Origin of the sequence: Microseira sp. BLCC-F43 (assembly GCF_041929235.1) — a bacterium.
Lineage (GTDB): Bacteria > Cyanobacteriota > Cyanobacteriia > Cyanobacteriales > Aerosakkonemataceae > Microseira.
Genome location: NZ_JBHFNP010000172.1, coordinates 1 through 22335, shown reverse-complemented (window position 1 = coordinate 22335; position 22335 = coordinate 1). Strand labels below are relative to the sequence as shown.

Genomic DNA, 22335 nt, shown 5'->3' with positions numbered 1-22335 from the left:
TTCAAATTGAGTTAACACTAATTGAAAAAACAGATCTGTTTCACTCTGGGGTAATTAACTTTAGATTGGTAGGTTGAACCGCATGGTTAGTAAAAAAGCGGCACTTCCGGGAAGGCTAGGATCGTGGCGAGAGGGATTGCTGAATCGGATTGTCAGCCGCATTCGCGCCTCTTTGGATCTGCAAGAGATTTTGACGGCGACGGTGGAGGAAATACGCAAATTTATGGCTTGCGATCGCGTCAAAATATACCGCTTTCATGCGGATGGTAGCGGCGAAGTCATCGCCGAGTCGATCCGGGGTAAGTGCTTACCCTCGCTGCTGGGATTGCATTTCCCAGCTAGCGACATTCCCCCCCATGTGCGGGAGATGTTTGTGAAAGCACGCCAGCGGGTGATTGTAGATGTGGCTTCGCAACGGAAAATGCTTTATCAGTTAGATTGTCCTAAGACAGGAGAAAGTCTGGTAACGGAAGATATTCGCTATTTACCTGTAGACCCTTGTCACGTTGAGTATCTAACGGCGATGGGGGTAAGTTCTTCGCTGACCGTGCCGATTTTATATGAAAATAACTTATGGGGTTTATTAGCTTGCCACCAGATTAAACCGCGACAATTTTCAGAAAGCGAGTTAAAGATAGTGCAGTTGCTGGTGGATCAAGTTTCGATTGCGATCGCGCAGTACAATCTACTTTTGCAAGCGCAACAACAAGCAAGGGATGAAGTCATAATTAACCAAATTAACCGCATTCTCCATTCACCGCTACCCCTGAAACACAAAAAGCAAACGGTTTTGGAACAAATAGCAAAAGCTTTACAAGGTTCTGGTGCTAGATTGTATATTACAGCCGAGCCAACGGGTAAGCCTGCTCAACTTTATACTTGGGGCGATCAACCAAACCTAGCGCAGATTGAAGAAACACCTTTTTGGCAACAAATTATCAGCTGTAACTGCGAAGGTAAAGCGGTATCTGAAGATTGTAAATGTTCGATTTTGCCGGTGTTTGCCAGTAAAAATATTCTCTCGCACGTCTATAGCATTAGCGATCTTTACCAAGAACCTCAACTTCAGTATTTACTGCCTGCTTTTGCATCAACTTCGATTCGCTCCCTACTGATAGTGCCATTACAGTATCAACAACAATGCATCGGGTGCATCACCATTTTCCGCAATGAAATTGAAACCGAAACATTATGGGCAGGAAGGTGGAATCAATCCTCGCAGAATTTGCCTCAATGGCGGTCATTTGAAACATGGCAAGAAATCAGAACTGGACAAGCTAAAGCGTGGAATGCAAATGAAATAAAACTCGCTCAAACCCTGGGAATTCACGTTTACATGTCCATCATGCAACGGCGCGTAGAAGACACGCTCCGGCATCAAGCTTCTTACGATATTTTAACGGGTTTACCTAATCGGTTGCTATTTAACGACCGACTTGGTTTAGCACTGGCAAATACCCACCAAAAAGGAGAAATTTTGGCAGTGTTATTTTTAGACTTAGATGGGTTCAAAAAAATCAACGAAACCTTGGGTCATGGTGTAGGCGATCGCTTGCTGCAAGATGTTGCCCAACGACTCAAAAAATGCCTGCGCGAATCTGACACAATTGCTCGTTGGGGCGGCGATGAATTTACCCTATTGCTATCCCCCATTGTTTGTGCCGAATCAGCGGCTCAAATTGCCCAAGGAATTTTGTCTGTTTTTAACTTACCTTTTCAGATTGAGGGTCAGGGTGAATTTTATATCAAAGCTAGCATTGGAATTGCCTTAGCTCCCTACGATGGCGAAGATGTAGAAACCCTGCTCAAAAATGCCGATGCCGCTATGCATCGAGTCAAACAACAGGGGCGGAATAATTACCAGCTATACACCCCTTCTATTGGCACTCAAGCGCTGGAAAAAATGGTCTTAGAAAACAATTTATACAAAGCCTTAGAACGGGAAGAATTTCTCTTGCACTACCAACCCCAAATCGACTTAAAAACTGGTAAAATTGTGGGGATGGAAGCGCTAATTCGCTGGCAGCACCCCGAACAAGGATTAATTCCTCCCAATCGGTTTATTCCACTCGCAGAAGAAACCGGATTGATCAACCCGATTGGAGAATGGGCGCTGCGGACGGCTTGCGCTCAAAATAAAGCTTGGCAGTTAGCCGGACTGCCGCCGCTACGTATGGCAGTGAATCTTTCAGCACGTCAGTTTATGCAACAAAATTTGCTCGAGAAAATAGCTCTAAGTTTAGCAGAAACAGGGCTAGAACCGCGTTACTTGGAAATAGAAATTACCGAAACTACTGCGATCCAAGATATAGATTTTACCATCTCGGTGTTGCAAAGTTTAAAAAACATGGGCATCTACATCTCAATGGATGACTTTGGTACAGGCTATTCTTCCCTCAGTTCCCTGAAACGATTTCCCTTAAGTACGCTGAAAATCGATCGCTCGTTTATTGACGACGCACCCATCATTAAGGCAGTCATTGCTCTGGGTCATGGGTTAAACTTAAAAGTAATAGCCGAGGGAGTAGAAACACCAGGACAATTGGAATTTTTACGAGAGGTAAAGTGCGATGACGTTCAAGGTTACTTCTTGAGCAAACCTCTTGCCGCTGAAGCCGCCGCCAATCTGTGTATAAAGCAAGCAGAGGGAGGAAAATTTAAGATTTAAGATTTAAGATTGCAGATTTAATTGAAATTTGAAATAGTTAAATTGACTTTAAATGAACATTGTATTAAAATGTAAATCTGCCATCTGAAATCTGCAATAAAATGAGCGACCAGGAAGAGATTATAGAACAAGATTTTACTTTCAGTATCCCCGTTGCACCGGAGGGATACAAGTCAGGGTTTATCGGTATTATCGGACGCCCCAATGTAGGAAAATCCACGCTGATGAATCAATTAGTGGGGCAAAAAATCGCGATTACTTCGCCAGTTGCTCAAACTACGCGAAATCGCTTGCGGGGAATTTTGACAACGCCAGAAGCCCAGATGATTTTTGTCGATACACCGGGAATTCATAAGCCGCATCACCAGTTAGGAGAAGTGTTGGTGCAAAATGCCCAAATCGCGATTAAATCCGTGGATGTGGTGCTGTTTGTCGTGGATGGATCGGTGGAAATGGGGGGTGGCGATCGCTTCATCGCCGAATTGCTAGAAAATACCAAAACTCCGGTGATTTTAGGGCTAAACAAAATCGACCAACTAGCGCAAGATTCCCCAGAAATCGATCGCAGTTATAACGAGTTGGCAGAACCACAAAAATGGCGTGTTGTCAAGTTTTCGGCAATAACCGGAGAAGGATTAGATTCACTGCAAAAATTATTAATTGAAAAATTAGAATCAGGTCCTTATTATTATCCCCCAGATTTGGTTACAGACCAGCCAGAACGCTTTATTATGGGGGAATTAATTCGCGAACAAATTCTGCTATTAACCAGGGAAGAAGTGCCGCATTCGGTAGCAGTAACGATAGAAAAGGTAGAAGAAGAACCAGCAATTACCCGCGTTTTTGCAGCAATTAACGTTGAGCGAGATTCCCAAAAAGGGATTTTGATTGGGAAAAAGGGTAGTATGTTGAAGGCAATTGGCAGTGCGGCGCGGGAGCAAATGCAAAAGTTAATTGCTGGGAAGATTTATTTGGAATTGTTTGTAAAAGTGGAACCGAAGTGGAGACAATCTCGGAGTCGTTTGGCGGAGTTGGGATATAAAGTGGAGAAAGAATGAACCGCCAAGACGCAGAGGACGCAGAGGGAAGAGGAGTAGGTTGGGTTGAGGGAAAGAAACCCAACAGTAATCTTGTACTTCGGTGGTAAAGCTTGAGGGAAAAATTTATGCCGTATAGCCAATTTACTACTATCACCAAGGTTAAAGAAGCGTTCAATTTAACCACAGTGGAGGGAGTTAGGTTTTTACCTGAAATTGCTCCTATTCACCCGAGTGCTACTTTGGCAGCTTTTCTGGAAGAGACTCTGCCGCTTGCTGTGGCGACAGGTAGCGAGAAAGCTAGATCTGAGTTAGTTATTAGTCCTGTTTTGGTAGAAGTACGGCGGATTTTGAATCGTCAAATTAGCCTATTCTCGGGGGAAGATTTTAGCGTAGATGAATCGGTTGGATTGAATGGACGTTGCGACTTTTTGATTAGTCGTTCAAGTGAACTGTTGGAAATTGAAGATCCAGCAGTTGTAATTGTGGAAGCCAAACAAGCAGATCTGAAAACTGGTATCGGTCAGTGTGTGGCTGAAATGGTCGCTGCTCAAAGATTTAACGAGGCGAAGAAAAGAGCGTTGCCTGCTATTTATGGTGCTGTTAGTAATGGTATTCAGTGGGAATTTCTCAAGCTTGTTGGCAATGAGGTGACTATCGATTTGACTATTTATCCGCTGCCGCCAGTGGAGCAAATTTTGGGATTTTTAGTCTGGATGGTTCAGCCATGACAGGACTTAGGCAAAGAAACTAAGGTGATATGAAGAAAAATCCTGGGTTTGCAACTAGCGATCTATCCATCACCTTTGTTTCTCGGCAAAATCCTGGGTTTGGAACTAGCGATCTACCCATCACCTTTGTTTCTCTGAAAAATCCTGGCTTTGGAACTAGCGATCTACCCATCACCTTTGTTTCTCTGATTTCTGGGTTCGTCGTGCGTAAGTCCTGCATGAAGCTTTTTGGCTAATTGGTAATTGTCAGAATTCTACCGCCAAATCATCCAATTACCAATTACCAATTACCCACTACCACCGCCAAAGTAGAGTTGCGCGATCGCATGGAGGATTCACTTGCAAGCTACCGTTGAACAACTGGCTCAAATTCAAGTGTTTGCACAGCTAGAAACCTGGGAATTAGAAGGTTTACAAGCCCATAGTCGAGTGCAAGACTACCAAGCGGGGGAAATCGTGATGCAGGAGAGCGATCCCATACCCGCAAAACTATTTGCCCTTGTGGGTGGTTCTTTACGAATTACCAAAACAGCAAGTACTGGTAAAGAAACTATTCTCCGCACTTTATCACCTGGGGAAATATTCGCCGCACCAGCTTTATTAGGAAATGGCATTGCACCCGCGACGGTAACTGCTGAGCGCAATTGCCTGGTTATTACAGTCGAAAAAGATGCTTTATTAGAAGCAATTAGAAATAATCCTGAAATTGCTTTGCGAATGTTGATGGTATTTAATCAGCGACTTCAGCAACTCCACGACACGGTACATGGATTGGTTTCAGAAAGAGCTATTGTGCGTTTAGCCAGATTTATTCAGTATTTTGCCGCGCAATACGGGACAGAAAAAACGCCAGATGGTATTTGTTTAAAGGCGAATCTTTCCTATTATAAGATAGCGCGGAGTATCGGCATTACTTATGAAGAATGCGTCCGGTTGATTAAGAGTATGAAGTCGGTTTTGGTTTATCGACGTGGCGGGAAGATTGCGATTTTAGATGCAGAGGAATTGGCAGATTTGGCGTTAGCGTGTGGGTCAGCAAGTATGGCGTCGGGCAAGATAAATTACTAAAGTACAATGGGAGCATGTCAGGAATGCAAATCTACGCCGACACCCTCAAGGGTGCGGCTACAAAAACGAAGCCCTAGCAGAGAGGGGCTAAAGCTTTTAAAGCCTGCTAGAGCAGGCTTTGTCTGTGTAGCGACACCCTTGAGGGTGTCGGCTACAAAAACGAAGCCCTAGCAGAGAGGGGCTAAAGCTTTTAAAGCATGCTAGAGCAGGCTTTGTTTGTGTAGCGACACCCTTAAGGGTGTCGGCTACAAAGCTGACATGCTCCCAAGTACAATTGGGGAAATTGGAATTGTTAAGTGAAACTGACTTCCCCTATCTTTGCCAGCAGAGGTTGCCCAAATTTTTCCGCCCAAGCTTTGAATAATTTGGCGGCAGATTGCTAAACCGAGTCCGCTACCACCAATGGTGCGCTGAAGAAATGCTTCTTCTTGATAGAAGCGGTCGAAAATCGATTCTAATTGACTGGGTTCAATTCCTCGACCAGTGTCGATAATAATAACTTCTAACATTTGAAGTTTGTCAAGGACTTGAGCGCGAACGGTAATTTGACCGCTGGTAGGTGTAAACTTGCAGCCATTGTCTAAAAGTTTAATCAGCACTTCTGTAATTCCTTCCCCATCAGCTTGAACTGGTGGTAAAAAATTGGGTAAATCTAAAACAATTTGAGGTAATGTTTCTGGTAAGCGGCGCGTTTTAAGATTGCTGATGGCTAAATCCAGACATTCGGGCAGCGACAGCGGCTCTATTTGCCAACGTACTAGACCGCTTTCTAACCGCGATAGCCGCAAGAAATCTTGAATTAGCTGTTGCAAACGGTCTGAATCGTTGAGGGCCGTTTGTAGCATTTCCTGTTGCAAATCGGTGGGGATTTCTGGCGTAGTCGCTAGAGTTTCTAAGCAAATACGGATGGTGGATAAGGGGGTTCGCAATTCGTGTCCGGCGATCGCAATCAAATTGCGCTGACTGCGCTCGATGGCTTCCAGTTGTCGGTTGAGCGCCTCTAGGTCAGTATAAGCTTGGGCTTGCATGAGGGCAATTCCCACCTGGGCGGCGATCGCAACGACTAAGGCAATCTCATCTGCACACCAAGGATGCGCCTCGCTGCCGCAATAATGGATTTCTAACATGCCAAGCTGGGCTTCTTGATAGCGAATCGGTACTAATAAACAAGAGCGAATTTGCCACCGCCCGAACTTAGCTTGTAACTCCGAATCGCTGCGAATGCCTAAGTCTTGGGAAATATCGGCAATTGCGATCGCTTCATCTTTCTCCAATACTTCTCGAAATAGGGAATGTTCTACTATCGACCAAATTTCACCCCGCATGGAAGTAACTTTAACAGCAACCGATTCATATTCAATCGGTAACGTTTGACCAAAGGCATCGCAGCGATAGAGTATACACCGGCATGAGTTAAAGACTTGTCCTAATTCCTGTACCGTTGATATCAGTACCTGTTGGGGATTGAGCGACCGACGGATAAATGCACTCAGGACATTAATTAGGCGTTCTTTGCCCTCTTGGACGGCAATGGCGCGGTAAGCTCTTAATAGTTTGAATTGGCTCGCTTGCAAGTAAGCGATCAGGCGCTCGGTAAATAGTTGATCTAGTTGGGGCGATCGCTTATTTTTGATTTGAACTGAGGTTTTGCCGGTTAAACCGTACCGTTTTAGCGTCTGTTTTACCTCCGATTCCAGTTCCGGTTTGTAAGCTAAAATCCTCTCTAACAATAACTTGGCTGCTTGAAGGCAAACCTGACGGTCAAACGACCAAATGCCTTTGAACTTCCGCGCTTGATCTAATAATGCAGGGTTTTCCGGCGAAACTTGTTCTCGGCAAATTATGCAAGCTGAATATTGCCGATCGATGACAATTAAATGCCACTCTTGTGCTAAACCATCATTAGGGTCAAGGGGAATCGTCACATAGGAAGCTGAAGCTGCTCCAAAATCAGATTCCGGGACAGCCAGCACGTAAACTTGATCCGTGCATTGAGCGATGCGCTGATAGCGACGGACTTCTTGGCGGTAGAATCGCTCGTGTTGAAAATTGGCAATCGCTAGCGGCGTACCTTTCCCTACTAATACTGCATCTTCTATTGCATGGGAAAGCGCCGTTAGGGAAGCCTTGAAGTAGAGCTGAGGACGCAAGTGGGGCAAGCTCTGGCGTAACTCCTGCAACAGAGAATATGAGTTATTCATTACACAATCAACTGGGAAAATTCCTTAGCCAGGAGCAGTCTTGAAGAGGACGCGGGGACGCTCATGATGCGGGGACGCAAAGATGCGGGGACGCGGGGATGGGGAGAAACCCCATCAATCCAGGGAATTCTATCAAGAAATAGATTTTTTTGTCTCCACGACTAAAGTCGCTTGCTCTACGACCAAGTGCTTTGATCTTGAGAAGAATCGCTGTTAGTTCTCGTTGCCAGAACCCAATTGAGCCAAGGTGGCGTCGGTTAAATTAGCCGTACTCAGATCGACCCGATCTAAGTTGACTTCGCTGAGGTTGGCAGCAGACAAATTCGTTCTGGCTAAAATTGCTCTCGCCAAGTTGACGCGATATAAGTCTGTATTGCTGAGGTTAGCACCCGTCAAGTTCGCCCTGCTCAGGTCGGCTCCTGCTAGGTTGGCGTTGCTCAAGTCGGCATAACTCAGGTCAACTCCTGTCATATCGGCACCGCTCAGGTCGGCATCCCGCAGATCTACCAACCGCAGCTCTGCTCTGACTAGCAATACTTTGTGTAAGTCCGCTTGGCTCAGTTTCGCCTGAATTAAATTGGCTCCGCTCAAGTTGGCTCGAATCAGGCGCGCGCCACTCAAGTCGGCTCGCCAGAGAGTCGCTCCCTTCAAACTTGCTTCGCTCAAATTGCTCCAACGCAGGTTTGCCGCCGATAGGTTGGCAAGAGCGAGGTCAGCTTGCCCAAGCTTGATGCCAGCAAGACGAACTTCGCTTAAGTCGGCTCCTCGCAGGTTTGCCTGACGAAATACCCGCTCTCCGGCTGCATAGCTCTTCAGCAGCTGCTCTGGGTTCATAAACTTTGGATTTGAAATTTCTGTGGGGCTTCTAGAACTAAGCATGTCTTGCCAGCGCTTAATATCGCCTGTTTTTTTAGATTTGTTTAAGCATTGATTAATTTGCCCGCACAACCTCAAGCTACCTCCAGATTTTGTTTGGTTTCGTTGCTTTCCGTTAATTAATGTAACACATTCTTAATGTTTTTTTAAATTTTCTTAACAATGTGTTAATATTTTGCGCTTATGTAAGCGATAAGAATTGCTGAACAGTGGGTTAAAAGTAAACTAGGTAACAATCCCATCAGTACAGCAATTGAGGCAATTTGGCTTCAGACGGATATTCCAGCAGCCAGCAGCAAGGTATCGATTTTGTCTTTTGCCTCCTGAGTGGCGAATTATGAAAAAATGCTTTACAAAAATTTACATAATTTGTTACATTTCTTGTAGGCAACCGGAGAAAGGGTGAGGAAATTGACCATGCAGGCGCAGTTCATTCGCTTTTTGCAAGAAGATATGGAGATTGGTGCTGCTGAGATTGCGTTCGCCCAGCGCCTTCTGGAAAAATTGATGCCGCAACAGTCTGTGCAGGACTCAAATCTGCTAGCGACAATACTTTGGCAGTATGGCTTGGTGAATCTGAAACAATTAGACCGGATGTTTGATTGGTTAGAGACAGCTTGAGTGAAGATAAATCTGTCGTTATAAATATTGCAGTAAGTTAAGAATTGTGTATTTTTAGCTTGACCAAGCAGTATCATTGAGAACATCCTAGAGAATATAAAGAAAATATTAAATAGCCTCAGTCAGCACAAACGTGAGGACGTAAAGGCCAAATAGAGAGGTCGCCTTGTATGCAGCTATTGCCGAAACCTCAGAGGGATAGCCAATTATCGAAGCTATCTGAGTCTGCACAACTACCCGAACGCTCGCAGTTGCAAATAGTGGAGAATTCAGAGATTGTTGAATCTGCGAATCGCGATCGCGTGGTGATTTTTATTGATGGTGCCAACTTATTTTACGCAGCAGCGCAGCTCAACATAGAAATCGACTATACAAAACTGCTGTACTATTTAACCAAAGGTCGTCGGTTGGTGCGGGCTTATTTCTACACAGGCGTAGATCGCAGCAACGACAAACAACAAGGCTTTCTGATGTGGATGCGGCACAACGGTTATCGCGTCATCACCAAAGATGTAATTCAGCTGCCAGATGGCTCCAAAAAAGCAAATTTAGATGTAGAAATTGCCGTCGATATGATGAAATTAGCCAGCTATTGCGATGGGGTGGTGCTGGTAAGCGGAGATGGAGACCTCGCCTACGTTGTTAATGCTCTGGGATACCAAGGAGTGCAAGTCGAAGTTGTCAGCTTGTACTCCATGACCAGCGACAGTTTAATCAAAGTTGCTGACTGCTACACCGACCTTGCAAGCATTAAACAGGACATTCAAAAAGTGTAGTCTCATCTAAAAAACTTGAACGCATTCTACAACCAGTGTTTGGGATAACGCCTTTCTGGTATCAGATTGTTGAATGCGAGCGTGCAAAATAACATAATAATTGAACCAGCTAGCACTGGTGTAAAAAGAAAATCCCATTTAGCATGACTCATCACTCCCACTAATGCCACAGCGCCACCAGGAGGGTGTAAAGTTCTTGTTAGTTGCATCACTTTAATCGCAGTGGCAACAGCTAAAGCCATCACCCAAGGTTGCGAACCAAATAAATGTAGTAAAATCAACCCGACAATAGCACCGATAATATTGCCGCCAAGCACATTGCGTGGCTGTGCTAAAGGACTTTCTGGAACTGCAAAAAGCAATACGGCAGTTGCACCAAAAGGCCCCGCAATTAAAGGATAATTGGTCTTGATGGAAAGGTAAGCCAATGCTGCAATACCCAGGAAACTACCAATATAGGAAAACAAAATTTGTTTGTACGAAAACCGGGGTTGATAAACTGAACTGCCATGAAGCTTGCACAAAAAAATTTTTAACCGTGCCAAAGTCCGTTTGTAATTCCGTTTGCTCGGATAACTTTTCATAAACTGCGTGCCACCAAAAAATAAGAATATCTTAATGATTAATATAAAAAAATCAGACATACTTATGAATCCGGCAGCAACCTCAAGCCCCAACATCCAGGAGGATGGCTTAAGAATTTTTACCTATGCTTACAATAGCCTTAAATGGTAGTTTAAGCTACAGAAAAGATTAATCTTTTGTCTATGTCGTGCTTATATACCAGACGGCTGTCCCCTCTCTGACGCCCAGCGTTGCAATTTGTGCAACGCATGAAAAAATCCCCAACCCTAGCTAACTAAGGTTGGGTATAGTTCGTAGTGAGGACTTTAGTCCTCATAGTTGGTGAAAGTATAGGCAAATATTAAATAGCCTCCGATTGCATTGCAGCAACCCCCTTCGCTTTCACTTTGAGCAGTTAACTGCCATAGGCTGAACTACGCAGCTCTTATCCCCTATCTGTGAAGGCATCGGGGAATGCTTGTGACTTCAATCAACTGTTGACGCTACCCCCCTTGTCCAGACTGGACTAATTAGTTAGGGTGACGGAGTTTTTTGTTGTCAACTTTAATGGAGCATATCACGTCTACTAAAATCGGCGTCCGGTGGCATCATAAATGTTAACATTTTAGCAAATTTGCTAATGTTTTCAATCAACGAAAAGAATACCAAATCCGCTTGGATGACCCCCTTTTTAAATGAACCGCCAAGACGCCAAGAACGCCAAGAAGAAAGAAGAGAAGAGGAAAATGATATTGCGGGGTAGCTAACCTGGATTTGGTATCATGTCTCACTCAGCAAGGACTAAAGTCCTTACTACAAACATTTAAGATTGTTCAGCCGCTTTTAATTCAGGTTTACTTGCAACTGGAAAGCGAAAGATAGCGTAAATCGCCCTTACAGTAAAGACAAACATTGCCAATGTACCGATGGCAAAAATAATGTCACCTGGAATTCGTAACCATACCGTCCACCGCATCCAAGGACTGGTAATCACTTCAGCACTACGAGCATACCAAGTGCCGTAATTAATTGACTGTACTAGCTGATAGAAGCCATTGGGAATTAAGCCAAAAATTAGCATCACAACTAAGCCGCCGTTAATCATCCAGAAAGAGAACTTCAGCAGATTTTCATTCCATGCATCTTCTGGTACGAATTCCCGCAAAGCAAACAGCATCAGCGCCAAAGCAAGACAGCCATAGACACCAAATAAAGCAGCATGTGCGTGAATTGGCGTAGTATTTAAACCTTGAGAGTAGTAGAGAACAATGGGCGGGTTAATTAAGAAACCAAACACGCCAGCACCGATTAAATTCCAAATACAGGTAGCGATAAAAAAGCGCAAAGGCCAGCGATAAAATCCTTCAGCTTCTCGCGAAAGTCTCAAGCTTTGTAATACTTCAAACCCTATCAACGTTAAAGGGACTACTTCCAATGCTGAAAACACCGCTCCCAGTGCCGCAATAAACGACGGCGTACCGGAAAAATACAAATGGTGCAAGGTTCCAATTACGCCACTACCCAAATACAAAATAGTCGTCAGGTAAGTAGCGCGCAGCGCTGAAGATTTCTTCAAAAAGCCCAATTCGCTGCATAAATAAGCAATCACAACGGTAGCAAATACCTCGAAGAAACCTTCTACCCACAAGTGAACCACCCACCAGCGCCAATATTCTGCAATACTCAAAGGCGTGCGATTGGTATAAGCTAAACCCACTGAATAAAACAGGGGAATTGTAATCGCGCTGTACAGGAAAAAGTGACTCAATCCGGTGGGACTTTTTTCTTTTAGCAAAGCGGGTTTGAAGGCGCGGTACATCAGCCACAACCAGAAAATCATGCCGCCAATTAGCAGCAATTGCCAAACTCGACCTAGTTCGATGTATTCATAGCCTTGGTGTCCCCAAAGGAAGCTATTTTTTACGTCTAAAACTCCCGTAATTGCACTCCAAGAACCAATCATTGAACCGACGACAACGACGGTTAAGGCAATTAGAAGAATGCTATTTCCAACGGCTTGGAATTTGGGTTCAAAACCACCGAAACGAGGGGCGAAGTAAAGTCCGGCTGCTAGCCAACAAGTCGCAATCCAAAATACGGCTAATTGCAAGTGCCAAGTGCGGGAAGCAGCATAAGGCAGGAAGTTAATTAGAGGAATTCCGTAAAAACCTTCGCCTTCTACAGCATAATGCGCCGTGAACATTCCCATCACAATTTGCACTAAAAACAGCACCATCGCGACGCCGAAAAATAGCGAGGTAACTTTTTGGCTGGGTGTGGGAATTCGCACCGCTGGACGTGCTGGGACTGGTTGAATTTCGTCGGGTTCTTCTTGGGTGAGATAGACAAACAGAAAGGCACCAATGCCAGCAATCAATACGATAACTGAAACAATCGACCAGATAATAAATTGCCCCGGTGCTTGATTGCCAATTAAGTCATCGTGAGGCCAATTTGCGGTATAAGAAAAGGGGGCATTGGGTCGATTGGCTGCTGCTGCCCAAGCTGTCCAAGCAAAGAAGGCGGTGACGTTGCGAATTTGGGTATCGTCTTTAAACCAACCTTGAGGAATTGAGTGAATAGAAGAACCGTAGGTTAATAGATTGTGATACTGGTCGAAGACGTATTTTAACCCTTCGGTTTGGGCGTTTGTCAGGGTTAGTGAGTGGGTTTGAGGGTCGTAACGATTGGTTTTAAATTCTTCGCTGACTTGTGCTTGCAAACTGGCTCTTTCTGGGGCTGGTAATGCGGCTAAATCTTCTGGCAAAAAGTTGGGATTATTGTTGTATAAAACCCCAGCAGTTGCTAAACCCCATTTGTGGAGAACGTCAGCTGTCCAATCGGGTGCTAAGTAGCTGCCGTGTCCCCATACGCTGCCAATATGTTGACCGCCGCGTGCCAGATAAATTTCTTGTCCGGCTTGAATTTCTGCCTTTGTGAGGATGATTTCTTGTTGAGAGGAACGCACAAAGTCTGGGACGGGTGGAGCGTTTTTCCAAATAGCAGCACCCGCTGCCAGTAAAACGGTAAAGGCAACGATACATATTAGCACTAGCCAAGCTGGAAAGCTGAGTTGGCGAGTTCTTGTAGCTGTTGCCGTACCGCCATTAAATACCGTGGTATCGGTCATAGCCAAATCTCCAAAACTTCTGATAATTTTCTTTGAAATTCGCTAAACTGTTGCCGATTTAATAAACAACTGGCAAGTCCTCTAAAACCCCTTGTAGCGCTTTGAAGATGATTCTCGCTACTTTGTTAGCATTTTTTAGATTACTGCTAATTTCGCTACAGTGGCTCTAACCAAAGGCATATATAAATGCGGAGTTTTCTAAAGAGTTGTTAAGCGCGTTGGCAGCAGCGAGAGGGCAACAATTGCCAGAAAAATGAAGGCACATCCTGTTTCTAGCATTGCCACATATTGAATTTTGGCGGTGCTAAACAATTGCTGTTGCCAAGCTATGATGGCGAATTTGAGTAGGGCTATTCCAAATGCTAAAGCGATGGGTAAAGATAGCCAGCCTAAATAGTAGAGTCCGGTGATAATTGGGATTGCGATCGCATGATACACCACCCCCGGAATAACAGAACTCGTTTTCGGTTTCCGCAGCTTTACAGTAAAAATAGTACTGCAAAAATAAAGCGTATTAATCGCCCACAAACCGATGGCAATGGTTGAAATTGTCCCCGTAGTAACAGCATAAGCGAAGGGTGCAGAAAGACATACCGCAGCGAAGGTTACTATCTCATTAAAGATAGATTTTTGTTCCCGGTGGAAGGCGGAAATACCATCGATAATTAAGGCAGCGATCGCAGCAAAATAAATCCACAGTAATATAGGATATCTTAGGTATAGGTATAGAGCGATCGCCAAGCAAATTCCTGCATACAATCCACCCCAAACTAAAAAACGCGGCTTCAAGCTTTTTCGTTGTTTTATCTGTAGAACAAGGGGATGTTCAGCTTGAAAGCCAATAAACGCACAAATTAAAGCCAACGTCGTTAAAAGCGTCCAATTTTGTGCCGCTGCTGCACCTGTAAAAAAAGAAACCAGCAGCATCACATAAACCCCATGTTCTGGCGAAAAAGTCGGTTTATACCACCCCTGGGGGTTAGGTTTTTTTTGAGTTTCAGTTGTTGTGGTAGTCATAGGTTGAAAAAGATTAACATTGGTTGACAGGTTAGCTATTGCATGGTAATTAAATCAAGATTTGATTGAGTTTTGGTTGGCAGAATTGCCTTATTCCTATCCTCATTTTACGATTGGCTAACGCTCCCCATATTTAGCCATATCCATCGGATAAAATTGGTGGCACAAACCCTCGTCAAAAATGAGGACAAAATGACCGAACTCAGACTAAATGCAATTACCAGGGACTGGGTAATTATTGCTACCGAAAGGGCAAAAAGACCCCACCAATTTGCCAAACCTCACACCGAAACTGTTCGCATCCCTTCCTATAGTCCTACTTGTCCCTTTTGTGCCGGTAACGAAGATTTTACCGAACTAGAATCCTATCGTTTGAACGATAATCGCGGATGGAGAGTGCGTGCTGTTTATAACAAATATCCTGCTTTATTTCCCGTGGGAGAAGCTATTAGGAAAGTCGCAGGTATAAATCGTTCCTTATCCGGAGTGGGATTTCACGAAGTTATTATCGAACATCCCCGACATGACTTGACGACCGCACTGATGGAAATTGAAGACGTAGCCAATATTATCAGAGTTTACCGTCAAAGATATGCTGAAATTAGACACGACCCTCGCATTGCCACGATTATTATCTTTAAAAATCATGGTCAAAGTGCAGGCACATCTTTAGAACATCCTCACTCCCAGCTAGCAGCAACGCCAGTTGTCCCTTACCAATTGCGAATTCGCTTGCAAGAAGCGATTCGTTATTTTGACGATACGGGCGAATGTATATTTTGTCGCACAATCAAAGATGAATTGGCAAGCAGGGAAAGAATTATAGCAGAAAGCGAACATTTTGTCGCGTTTATTCCCTATGCGGCGCTTTCACCTTTTCATACTTGGATTTTTCCCCGTCGCCATACATCTTGTTTTGACGATATTACCGATACAGAAATTGAAGATTTAGCCAAGATGCTGAAAACCGTTTTGGCTAAACTTTATTACGGATTGAACAATCCCGATTACAATTACACAATCCGTTCTATTCCAACCGCAGAGGAACGCACCGATTACTTTCACTGGTATATTGCACTCATACCGCGAACGAATTTGACCGCCGGATTTGAATTAGGCAGTGGCATGTATATTAATACAGCACTGCCAGAAGAAAGCGCGAGTTTTTTGCGTTCTGTTGAAATTCCAGCTAATGGTTAATTTCAGAAAGTGTCAGCAAAAATGCCAAATTTTCCTCGGCTTTTAAGGCATGAGGAGCATTCGCAGGCATAAAGACAAATATACCTGGAACCAGTGTAATTTCTCTTCCTTCTAAGGTCAGAATTCCTCGACCTTGAAGGACGTGAACTGTCGCGTTTCGCGTTGAGGTGTGTTCGGAAATTTCTGTGCCAGATGCTAGGCAAAATAGGGTGTACTGGCAATTATTGTCTTTCAAGAGAACTTTACTTAGAACTCCCCCAGTGGGATATTCAATTTGTTCTCTCAGTTGAGTTGTGAAGGATGGGGTAGGCACTGTTTTAGAAGTCATGATTAGATAATTAACCGCAGAGGCGCAGAGGACGCAGAGGGAAGAGTTCAACAGTTGACAGTTGACAGTTGACAGTTACCTCTCCCTAAAGCTTATAGGATTGTGAGCGAAGCCAATTAATTTTTCCTTTTCCCTTAAAAGGGGAAGGCTAACAACCCATTTTTTCTGGTAATTAGAGAGAGAGTGGCTTGTTTTTAACAGCTACGAGAACTATGTAACCCAAGTCTTGCCGATATTTGTTGAAGATTTGGCGCATGGCTAGCACTCGTTTTCGGATTTCTGGGTTAGCTAATACATTCCACAGAAATTTGGCTGTATCTACTAAACCTTCATCTTGAATCATTGATGGCAGATTCAGTAATGCCATTGCTCCAGTTTTGTGCTGTTGAACTTGCAATCCTGCTGCGGTACAAGCTGCAATCCAATTTGTTTCTGATAGGGGTGTGGTGTTGCTGCGGATGGTTTGTGCAAGTTGTTGGTGGATTTCTTCTTCGTTGTTTTGGGCTAGTAGTTCGTGGGAGAGAAATTTACCTCCGTTTTTTAGCTTATCGCGAATAGAGTTTAAGATTTTGGCTTTTCCTGGTGCAGATTGCATCGAGAGAATTGCTTCGGCAAAAACGCAATCAAATTCGCCGGGAATTGCTTCTAAGTGGAAAATATCTCCTTCGATAATTTCTATTTGTTGTTCTAAACCAGCATTGCGAATATTGGCTTTTGCACGCGCTACACTTTCCGGGTTTTTTTCCACGCCGACAACGCGGACGCCATAACGTTGGGATAGTGCGATCGCACTCTCTCCAAAACTAGCCGCAAGTTCCAATACTGTCTCGTTTGGTTGAAAATTCGCCCACTCAAATAACTGTTCTGTAGCAGACTTTCCGCCCGGTCGGAGAATTTTCTTACCGGCTGCGGCTAATACTTGATGTCCCTGTGCAGTTTGAATGTTGACGGGAGTCTGAGTCATGTTCGATGCCCTTCTAACTCAGTGGTATCTTTAGTTTGGCAAATTCTGGCGATAACGTCTTTGAGGTAGCTCATATTTGAACAATGCGATCGCTTAGCGTGCCGGAGGTATATCGCGACACCCTACGGTGGCAACACGCTGAGGCTGAGTTACAATAGTCTAAATAGTTATTTTTAACCGAACATTTGCAGCAACCATAAACTAAATTTTAGGAAATTTAACTATGAGGCGCAATATTAAAATTTTGGCATTTATTATCGGCACGTTCTTAACATTTATACTTTCTACTCTACCGCTTTCTGCTCAAACAACACTGACAGAACAATCGAAATTAGCGATTGATGGCATCGGTCCCGTGCGCGTTGGCATGACGATTGCAGAAGCCGAACTTTCTGCTAGAGTGCGGTTTGTAAGTAATGGACGACTAGACAATTGTTACCACATTCGACCGCAACGGGGGCCGCAAGGCTTGCAATTTATGGTCATAAGTCCTCACAAAGAAGGCCCGATAAATCGTGAGGTTGACCGGATTGCGAGAGTAGAAATTGTTAGCGATCGCATTACCACAGTTAGTGGAGCAAAAATTGGCGATACAGAAGAGCGAATTAAATCGCTTTATCCAGGACAAATTAGAGTAACTCCCCATGAATACACGTTTGATCGAGGCGGACACTATTTAACTTATATTCCCAAAGATGCGCGCGATCGCAACTATCGGTTAGTATTTGAAACACTCAATAATCGGGTAACGATATTCCGATCGGGAAGACTCCCAGAAGTCGAGTACGTTGAAGGGTGTGCCTAGATTGGCTGCTTACCCATACACTTAATTCATTCTCGCTTATCATGTATTTAGGAACTGCTATTTGAATGAGAAGGTAACTGATATGACTCATTCCGCCCTCAGTAGAGAAGAAATTGCTCGCCGTGGCAAAGAACTTTATGAAAAGAGTATCCGTGCCAATGTAGAAACAGCAGAGAATATTGGCAAAATTATCTCGATCAATGTTGAAACTGGCGACTATGAAATAGGAGACGATCTAGTAGTTACCAGTCGTCGATTGCAAGCTAAACAAGCTGATGCAGCAATTTGGGCAGAAAGGATTGGCTTTAATGCTGTCTATGCCGTTGGCGGTACATTGGTTAGGACTGGAGTGTGATACAGGGAAATGTTGTTGGACTCCAGGCAAGAATTGGTGTAATTTTTCGTGTCCCAGGACAAGAAGATTTAATAGAAATTGAGTGTGTTGTTGATACAGGCTTTGAAGGTTTCTTAACCTTACCATCTGCTGCGATCGCTCAGCTTGGGTTACCCTACCTTGCCCAAATCAATGCCAATCTAGCCGATAACTCCAATGTCGCAACCGATGTTTACCTAGCAACTGTTGTGTGGAACCGTGTAGCGCGCGATATAGCAGTTCTAGCAATGGGTCGTCGTCCACTCATTGGCACAGCAATGCTTCAAGATTATCATCTCAGCATAGATTTCTGTCAAGGTGCTACAGTTCTGATAGATGACATTTTGTGACCTTATATTTATTTGTTACAATTGTAAAAGTAAAAAATGGATATTCAATTTACCGAAAATTTCCTAGAAAAGCAAGATATCATTCTTGCTACTAAGACAACATTTATACATATTGAGCCTTTTGAAGTTAATGACGAGGAGTCGCTGAAAAAAGAATTACCCAAATCTTGGTATAGTAAGTATTTGGGCCTTCCTTATATGCCCAAAAATTTTAAATATCCGCATAGTAAAAACGGAAGACCGTTGGCATTGCTTGCACAGATTAACTTCGCGGAGACTCCCAAGCTTGAGGGTTATCCAACAGCAGGCATACTTCAATTTTTCATCGCTGACGACGATCTTTGGGGACTAGAGTTTACCGATCCATACGATTCGGTTGAACAGTTCAAACTTCAAACCAGCCAAAATAATTTCCGTGTTATTTATCACCCTGAAATTATTGAAGATGAAAACTTCCTGATAACGTCAGTTGATTTTCTGCCAGATTTTAATTATCTGCCAGTGGAGAGGGAGTGCAGATTAGAGTTTTCTTTGCGCGAAGAGGTCGTATGGCACAACGACTATAGATTCGAGAGATTGTTGGGAGAAGGCTTCCTTGCCTCTCTGACTGAAGAGGAAGAAAAAGCTTGGGCCGATTTTACAGAAAAATTTACATCTCAAGGTAACAAAATAGGTGGTTACGCAGACTTTGTGCAACAAGATGTCCGCCGATTCCTAACACCACCCGATGAGAACTGGCTTCTTCTACTACAGATTGATTGGGCAGACAATGCGCGTATTCAGTGGGGGGATTCAGGCGTAGGTAACTTTTTCATAGAGGAAAAAGCGTTAGGAGCTTTAGATTTTTCGCGGGTTCTCTACAATTGGGATTGTGGATGATGCTGCATCATACGGCATATTTGAATCTGTACTGCTGTATCGTTGCACAATACAAGCGACATAACACCTCGTTGTAGTGCGATCGCAAAGCGTGGGTAAGAAGAATCCTCTCTTCTCTTCTCTCTGCGACCTCTGCGCCTCTGCGGTTCAAAAAAATTAAACCGCCTGCATTTTTGGCAACACCTCCCGCATCAAATCCCCCTCAACTTTATCCGTTACTATTACTTCACCAATCCGAGTAGGCAGAATAAATCTCACCTTCCCATCCTTCACTTTCTTATCAGTTTGCAACGTATCAATCACCGCTTCAATATCCAATCCTGCTGGCAATTGTGTCGGCAATCCCGCTTTTTTAATCAACGCATCTTGACGTTCTGCATCAGTTTTATCCCACATTTCCAAATGCACCGCCAACTGTCCCGCCGCTACCATGCCAATTGCCACGGCTTCCCCATGATTTACTAACTTATATCCGGTCAAACTTTCGACCGCATGACCAATCGTATGACCGTAATTTAAAATTGCCCTCAATCCCGATTCTTTTTCGTCTTTGCTTACCACATCTGCCTTCGCTTGGCAAGATTTATTTAGGATTTGTTGCAATAATTCCTCACTGATATAGCGGAATTGATCCAATCTTTTAGATGCTTCTAACGCTGCAAACAAGTCTGCATCCCAAATTACGCCGTATTTAATCACTTCTGCCATTCCGGCGCGAAATTCTCTGGGTGGTAAGGTATTTAAAACTTGGGGGTCGATTAATACTAATTTGGGTTGATAAAATGCCCCGATTAAGTTTTTCCCTTTGGGATGATTGACGCCAGTTTTACCGCCAATCGCTGCATCTACCATCGCCAGCAAGCTGGTGGGTACTTGGATAAAATTAATACCGCGCAGCCACGTAGCGGCGGCGAAGCCTGTCATATCGCCGATCACGCCACCTCCCAAGGCTACCATTGTCGAGGAGCGTTCTAGACGGTTTTCCAGGGCGGTGTTATAGATTTTTTGGATGGCGGTGAGGGTTTTGTATTGTTCGCCTGCGGGGAGGATGCAGGTAGTCACATCGTACTCTGCTGAATTGAGGGAGGCGATCGCTTTCTCCCCATAATGCCGGAAAATCGCCGGATTCGACACCAACAGCACTTTTTTCCCCAGCTTTAACGACTGCATCATCTCACCCAACTTGTCTAAGTTATTGGGTGCGATCGCAATATCGTATGCTTGTTGCGGTACATTAACATTTATAACGGATTCCATATCAAAACCTAAAAGAAACAGGAGAAACGCAAATGCTGTCTGGTGCTTTAGCTTATATTTTGCTCTTGGGTGGTGCTTATGCCGTCGCTTTAGCCTTGTTTTTTGGCTTCCGCGCCATCAAACTGATCTAAAACGATAAACTATTAGCGTCGGGTGCGTCAGGCGCATTTAGCCTTCTTTGAAATTACCATAACTTCTGGAAGCGCCTAACGCACCTTTCCCATGATACTTCTGCAAAAACTCTTGTGGGGTGGGCATCCTGCCTGCTATGTTAGTTTCTTTTTTGCAGAGGTCTATTAAATTTTACCCAAAGGGTGAAATTCCGCTCAGTTTTAGCACATCAATAATATTAGGACAGTAAACTGGCATTCCGAATGTTGACGGATTGACCGGATTCTGGTAAGTAAAATGCCTATAGTCGAAGCTGAACCGATCCCAAGCACTCATTTCAATCCGGAACAAACGGATAAAGATATTCGCTAACCAAGGAGACAGGTTAAAGCGATAGGAAATAGGTTTGTTCAAATAGGCGCAAGCTTCCTCGATTACTTCGTTAATCGTCACGGGTTCATTTCCCAACACCAACCAGCGGGAATCTTGCGATTCTGGGGGATGGTCTATGAGATATCTTACGACTTGGGCAATATCTCGTGCGTGGATAAAGTGAAAACTCCCCTCTGCTTGGAAAAACCGAATCAAATCTATTGGTTTTACTTTCAACAGCGGTTTGTCTAAAAAGCGAATTATTTCTGTTTCTTTCATTAAGTCTGGTAATCCGGCGGAAATATGGGAATATGGATGTTTTTCATCGCCTCCTAAAACTAAAGTTGGAAATACCGTAGTGATGCGCCCAGCAAGGGGTACGCGGTTTACTTGACGCAAGACGTCGTATTTGGAACGAATATAATCTGTCCCCGCTTGTCCAGCTTCTTTAAGCAATTGATTTTGGCGATTTAAGACGCTGGCGGTGGAAAAATAAATGATATGCTGACAAACTTTTGGGTTGAGTAACTTCAGCAGTTGGATAGTTTTGAACGTATTTACATCAATTGCTTCCTGTCCTCCCCAAGCTGCCGCCGCCAAAACGGCACAATTCATCGTCTTCAGCAGCTTGCCAAAGCGCTTGATTTCGCGCATATCACCTTGGACAATGTGAATACCGGGACGGGCATTGCAATCAAATTTGAGTTGATTTGGATTCCTTACTAATAGAAACAGTTCGTAGTCTGTTTTCTCAATCAAAGTTTCTACGATGTAGTGCCCGATGCACCCACTCGCACCTGTAATGAAAATCCGCATCGGTGCATCTTCTTCTGCGGGCAGATTTTCCTTTTCTCCTTGACTTGTAACGACAATCTCTGTTTCGGGATTGGTAATTTCCCCTATTGTTACTGGCGCGGCGGGCCCGAGAGATTCCCTTTCTCTTCCCGTTTCTATTTGAGATTCACTCTTCGCCACTGTTTCGCCAATCGCCATCTCTGTTTCGGGAT

The 22335-nt window shown here is 44.1% G+C and carries 23 protein-coding genes; 14 read left to right on the top strand and 9 right to left on the bottom strand.

Annotated features, from left to right (window positions below):
* Positions 1–82 precede the first annotated feature (82 nt).
* The 5 genes from ACE1CM_RS24780 (at position 83) to ACE1CM_RS24760 (ending at position 5504) form a co-directional block, all read left to right on the top strand.
* On the top strand, positions 83–2668 hold the full coding sequence (locus ACE1CM_RS24780; protein ID WP_374881341.1) for an EAL domain-containing protein: 2586 nt from the start codon (positions 83–85) through the stop codon (positions 2666–2668).
* 101 nt (positions 2669–2769) lie between these two features.
* Positions 2770–3726 carry a GTPase Era gene (era, locus tag ACE1CM_RS24775; RefSeq protein WP_374881339.1) on the top strand — a complete coding sequence of 319 codons (957 nt, stop codon included), beginning with the start codon at positions 2770–2772 and terminating at the stop codon, positions 3724–3726.
* 107 nt (positions 3727–3833) lie between these two features.
* Positions 3834–4436 (top strand): hypothetical protein, encoded by a 603-nt coding sequence (locus ACE1CM_RS24770; protein ID WP_374881337.1) that lies wholly within the window; start codon positions 3834–3836, stop codon positions 4434–4436.
* A 29-nt stretch (positions 4437–4465) separates the two neighbouring features.
* Positions 4466–4672, top strand: a complete 207-nt coding sequence (locus tag ACE1CM_RS24765; RefSeq protein WP_374881335.1) for a hypothetical protein — start codon at positions 4466–4468, stop codon at positions 4670–4672.
* 103 nt (positions 4673–4775) lie between these two features.
* Positions 4776–5504 carry a Crp/Fnr family transcriptional regulator gene (locus tag ACE1CM_RS24760; protein WP_374881333.1) on the top strand — a complete coding sequence of 243 codons (729 nt, stop codon included), beginning with the start codon at positions 4776–4778 and terminating at the stop codon, positions 5502–5504.
* Positions 5505–5749: 245 nt separating this feature from the next.
* Here ACE1CM_RS24760 and ACE1CM_RS24755 read toward each other — a convergent pair whose 3' ends face one another.
* Together ACE1CM_RS24755 and ACE1CM_RS24750 are read right to left on the bottom strand one after the other, a co-directional pair.
* Positions 5750–7705, bottom strand: coding sequence for a DICT sensory domain-containing protein (locus ACE1CM_RS24755; protein ID WP_374881331.1), 1956 nt, complete (start codon positions 7703–7705; stop codon positions 5750–5752).
* 213 nt (positions 7706–7918) lie between these two features.
* Complete coding sequence (locus ACE1CM_RS24750; RefSeq protein WP_374881329.1) at positions 7919–8539, bottom strand: pentapeptide repeat-containing protein; 621 nt, start codon at positions 8537–8539, stop codon at positions 7919–7921.
* A gap of 459 nt (positions 8540–8998) precedes the next feature.
* On the opposite strand from ACE1CM_RS24750, the gene ACE1CM_RS24745 reads away from it, so the two are divergent.
* Positions 8999–9202, top strand: a complete 204-nt coding sequence (locus ACE1CM_RS24745) for a DUF2949 domain-containing protein (RefSeq protein WP_374881327.1) — start codon at positions 8999–9001, stop codon at positions 9200–9202.
* Between the two features lie 170 nt (positions 9203–9372).
* The gene (locus ACE1CM_RS24740) at positions 9373–9978 is read left to right on the top strand and encodes an NYN domain-containing protein (protein WP_374881325.1); all 606 of its coding nucleotides are present in this window, start codon (positions 9373–9375) and stop codon (positions 9976–9978) included.
* A gap of 26 nt (positions 9979–10004) precedes the next feature.
* Here the strand turns inward: ACE1CM_RS24740 and ACE1CM_RS24735 are convergent, their stop codons facing one another.
* Entirely contained in the window at positions 10005–10562 is a 558-nt protein-coding gene (locus ACE1CM_RS24735; protein WP_374881323.1) for an HPP family protein, read from the bottom strand.
* A 620-nt stretch (positions 10563–11182) separates the two neighbouring features.
* Here ACE1CM_RS24735 and ACE1CM_RS24730 point away from each other — a divergent pair.
* The gene (locus ACE1CM_RS24730) at positions 11183–11305 is read left to right on the top strand and encodes a hypothetical protein (RefSeq protein WP_374881321.1); all 123 of its coding nucleotides are present in this window, start codon (positions 11183–11185) and stop codon (positions 11303–11305) included.
* A gap of 60 nt (positions 11306–11365) precedes the next feature.
* Here ACE1CM_RS24730 and ACE1CM_RS24725 read toward each other — a convergent pair whose 3' ends face one another.
* Both ACE1CM_RS24725 and ACE1CM_RS24720 read right to left on the bottom strand, forming a co-directional pair.
* Positions 11366–13672 carry a nitric-oxide reductase large subunit gene (locus ACE1CM_RS24725; protein WP_374881319.1) on the bottom strand — a complete coding sequence of 769 codons (2307 nt, stop codon included), beginning with the start codon at positions 13670–13672 and terminating at the stop codon, positions 11366–11368.
* Positions 13673–13870: 198 nt separating this feature from the next.
* The gene (locus tag ACE1CM_RS24720; RefSeq protein WP_374881317.1) at positions 13871–14689 is read right to left on the bottom strand and encodes a YwiC-like family protein; all 819 of its coding nucleotides are present in this window, start codon (positions 14687–14689) and stop codon (positions 13871–13873) included.
* 192 nt (positions 14690–14881) lie between these two features.
* Between ACE1CM_RS24720 and galT the strand changes: the two genes are divergently transcribed.
* Complete coding sequence (gene galT, locus ACE1CM_RS24715) at positions 14882–15889, top strand: galactose-1-phosphate uridylyltransferase (RefSeq protein ID WP_374881315.1); 1008 nt, start codon at positions 14882–14884, stop codon at positions 15887–15889.
* Here the strand turns inward: galT and ACE1CM_RS24710 are convergent.
* Positions 15879–16217: a cupin domain-containing protein gene (locus ACE1CM_RS24710; protein WP_374881313.1), complete on the bottom strand. Its 339-nt coding sequence runs from the start codon at positions 16215–16217 to the stop codon at positions 15879–15881. The genes galT and ACE1CM_RS24710 overlap by 11 nt on opposite strands.
* A 172-nt stretch (positions 16218–16389) precedes the next feature.
* Positions 16390–17181: an SAM-dependent methyltransferase gene (locus tag ACE1CM_RS24705; protein ID WP_374881311.1), complete on the bottom strand. Its 792-nt coding sequence runs from the start codon at positions 17179–17181 to the stop codon at positions 16390–16392.
* 223 nt (positions 17182–17404) lie between these two features.
* Between ACE1CM_RS24705 and ACE1CM_RS24700 the strand changes: the two genes are divergently transcribed.
* From ACE1CM_RS24700 to ACE1CM_RS24685, 4 genes are all read left to right on the top strand, one after another.
* A complete protein-coding gene (locus ACE1CM_RS24700; RefSeq protein WP_374881309.1) occupies positions 17405–17986 on the top strand; it encodes a hypothetical protein in 582 nt (193 codons plus the stop codon).
* Positions 17987–18068: 82 nt separating this feature from the next.
* Positions 18069–18341, top strand: coding sequence for a hypothetical protein (locus ACE1CM_RS24695; RefSeq protein WP_374881307.1), 273 nt, complete (start codon positions 18069–18071; stop codon positions 18339–18341).
* A complete protein-coding gene (locus ACE1CM_RS24690) occupies positions 18338–18709 on the top strand; it encodes a clan AA aspartic protease (RefSeq protein WP_374881305.1) in 372 nt (123 codons plus the stop codon). Before ACE1CM_RS24695 ends, ACE1CM_RS24690 begins: the two co-directional genes overlap by 4 nt.
* A gap of 36 nt (positions 18710–18745) precedes the next feature.
* Complete coding sequence (locus ACE1CM_RS24685; protein WP_374881303.1) at positions 18746–19588, top strand: YwqG family protein; 843 nt, start codon at positions 18746–18748, stop codon at positions 19586–19588.
* A 156-nt stretch (positions 19589–19744) separates the two neighbouring features.
* Here the strand turns inward: ACE1CM_RS24685 and aroB are convergent, their stop codons facing one another.
* Complete coding sequence (gene aroB / locus ACE1CM_RS24680) at positions 19745–20845, bottom strand: 3-dehydroquinate synthase (protein ID WP_374881301.1); 1101 nt, start codon at positions 20843–20845, stop codon at positions 19745–19747.
* A gap of 32 nt (positions 20846–20877) precedes the next feature.
* Here aroB and ACE1CM_RS24675 point away from each other — a divergent pair, with 32 nt between their 5' ends.
* A complete protein-coding gene (locus ACE1CM_RS24675; RefSeq protein WP_307731573.1) occupies positions 20878–20976 on the top strand; it encodes a cytochrome b6-f complex subunit PetL in 99 nt (32 codons plus the stop codon).
* Positions 20977–21148: 172 nt separating this feature from the next.
* Here ACE1CM_RS24675 and ACE1CM_RS24670 read toward each other — a convergent pair whose 3' ends face one another.
* Positions 21149–22144 (bottom strand): NAD-dependent epimerase/dehydratase family protein, encoded by a 996-nt coding sequence (locus ACE1CM_RS24670; RefSeq protein WP_374881376.1) that lies wholly within the window; start codon positions 22142–22144, stop codon positions 21149–21151.
* Positions 22145–22335 lie beyond the last annotated feature (191 nt).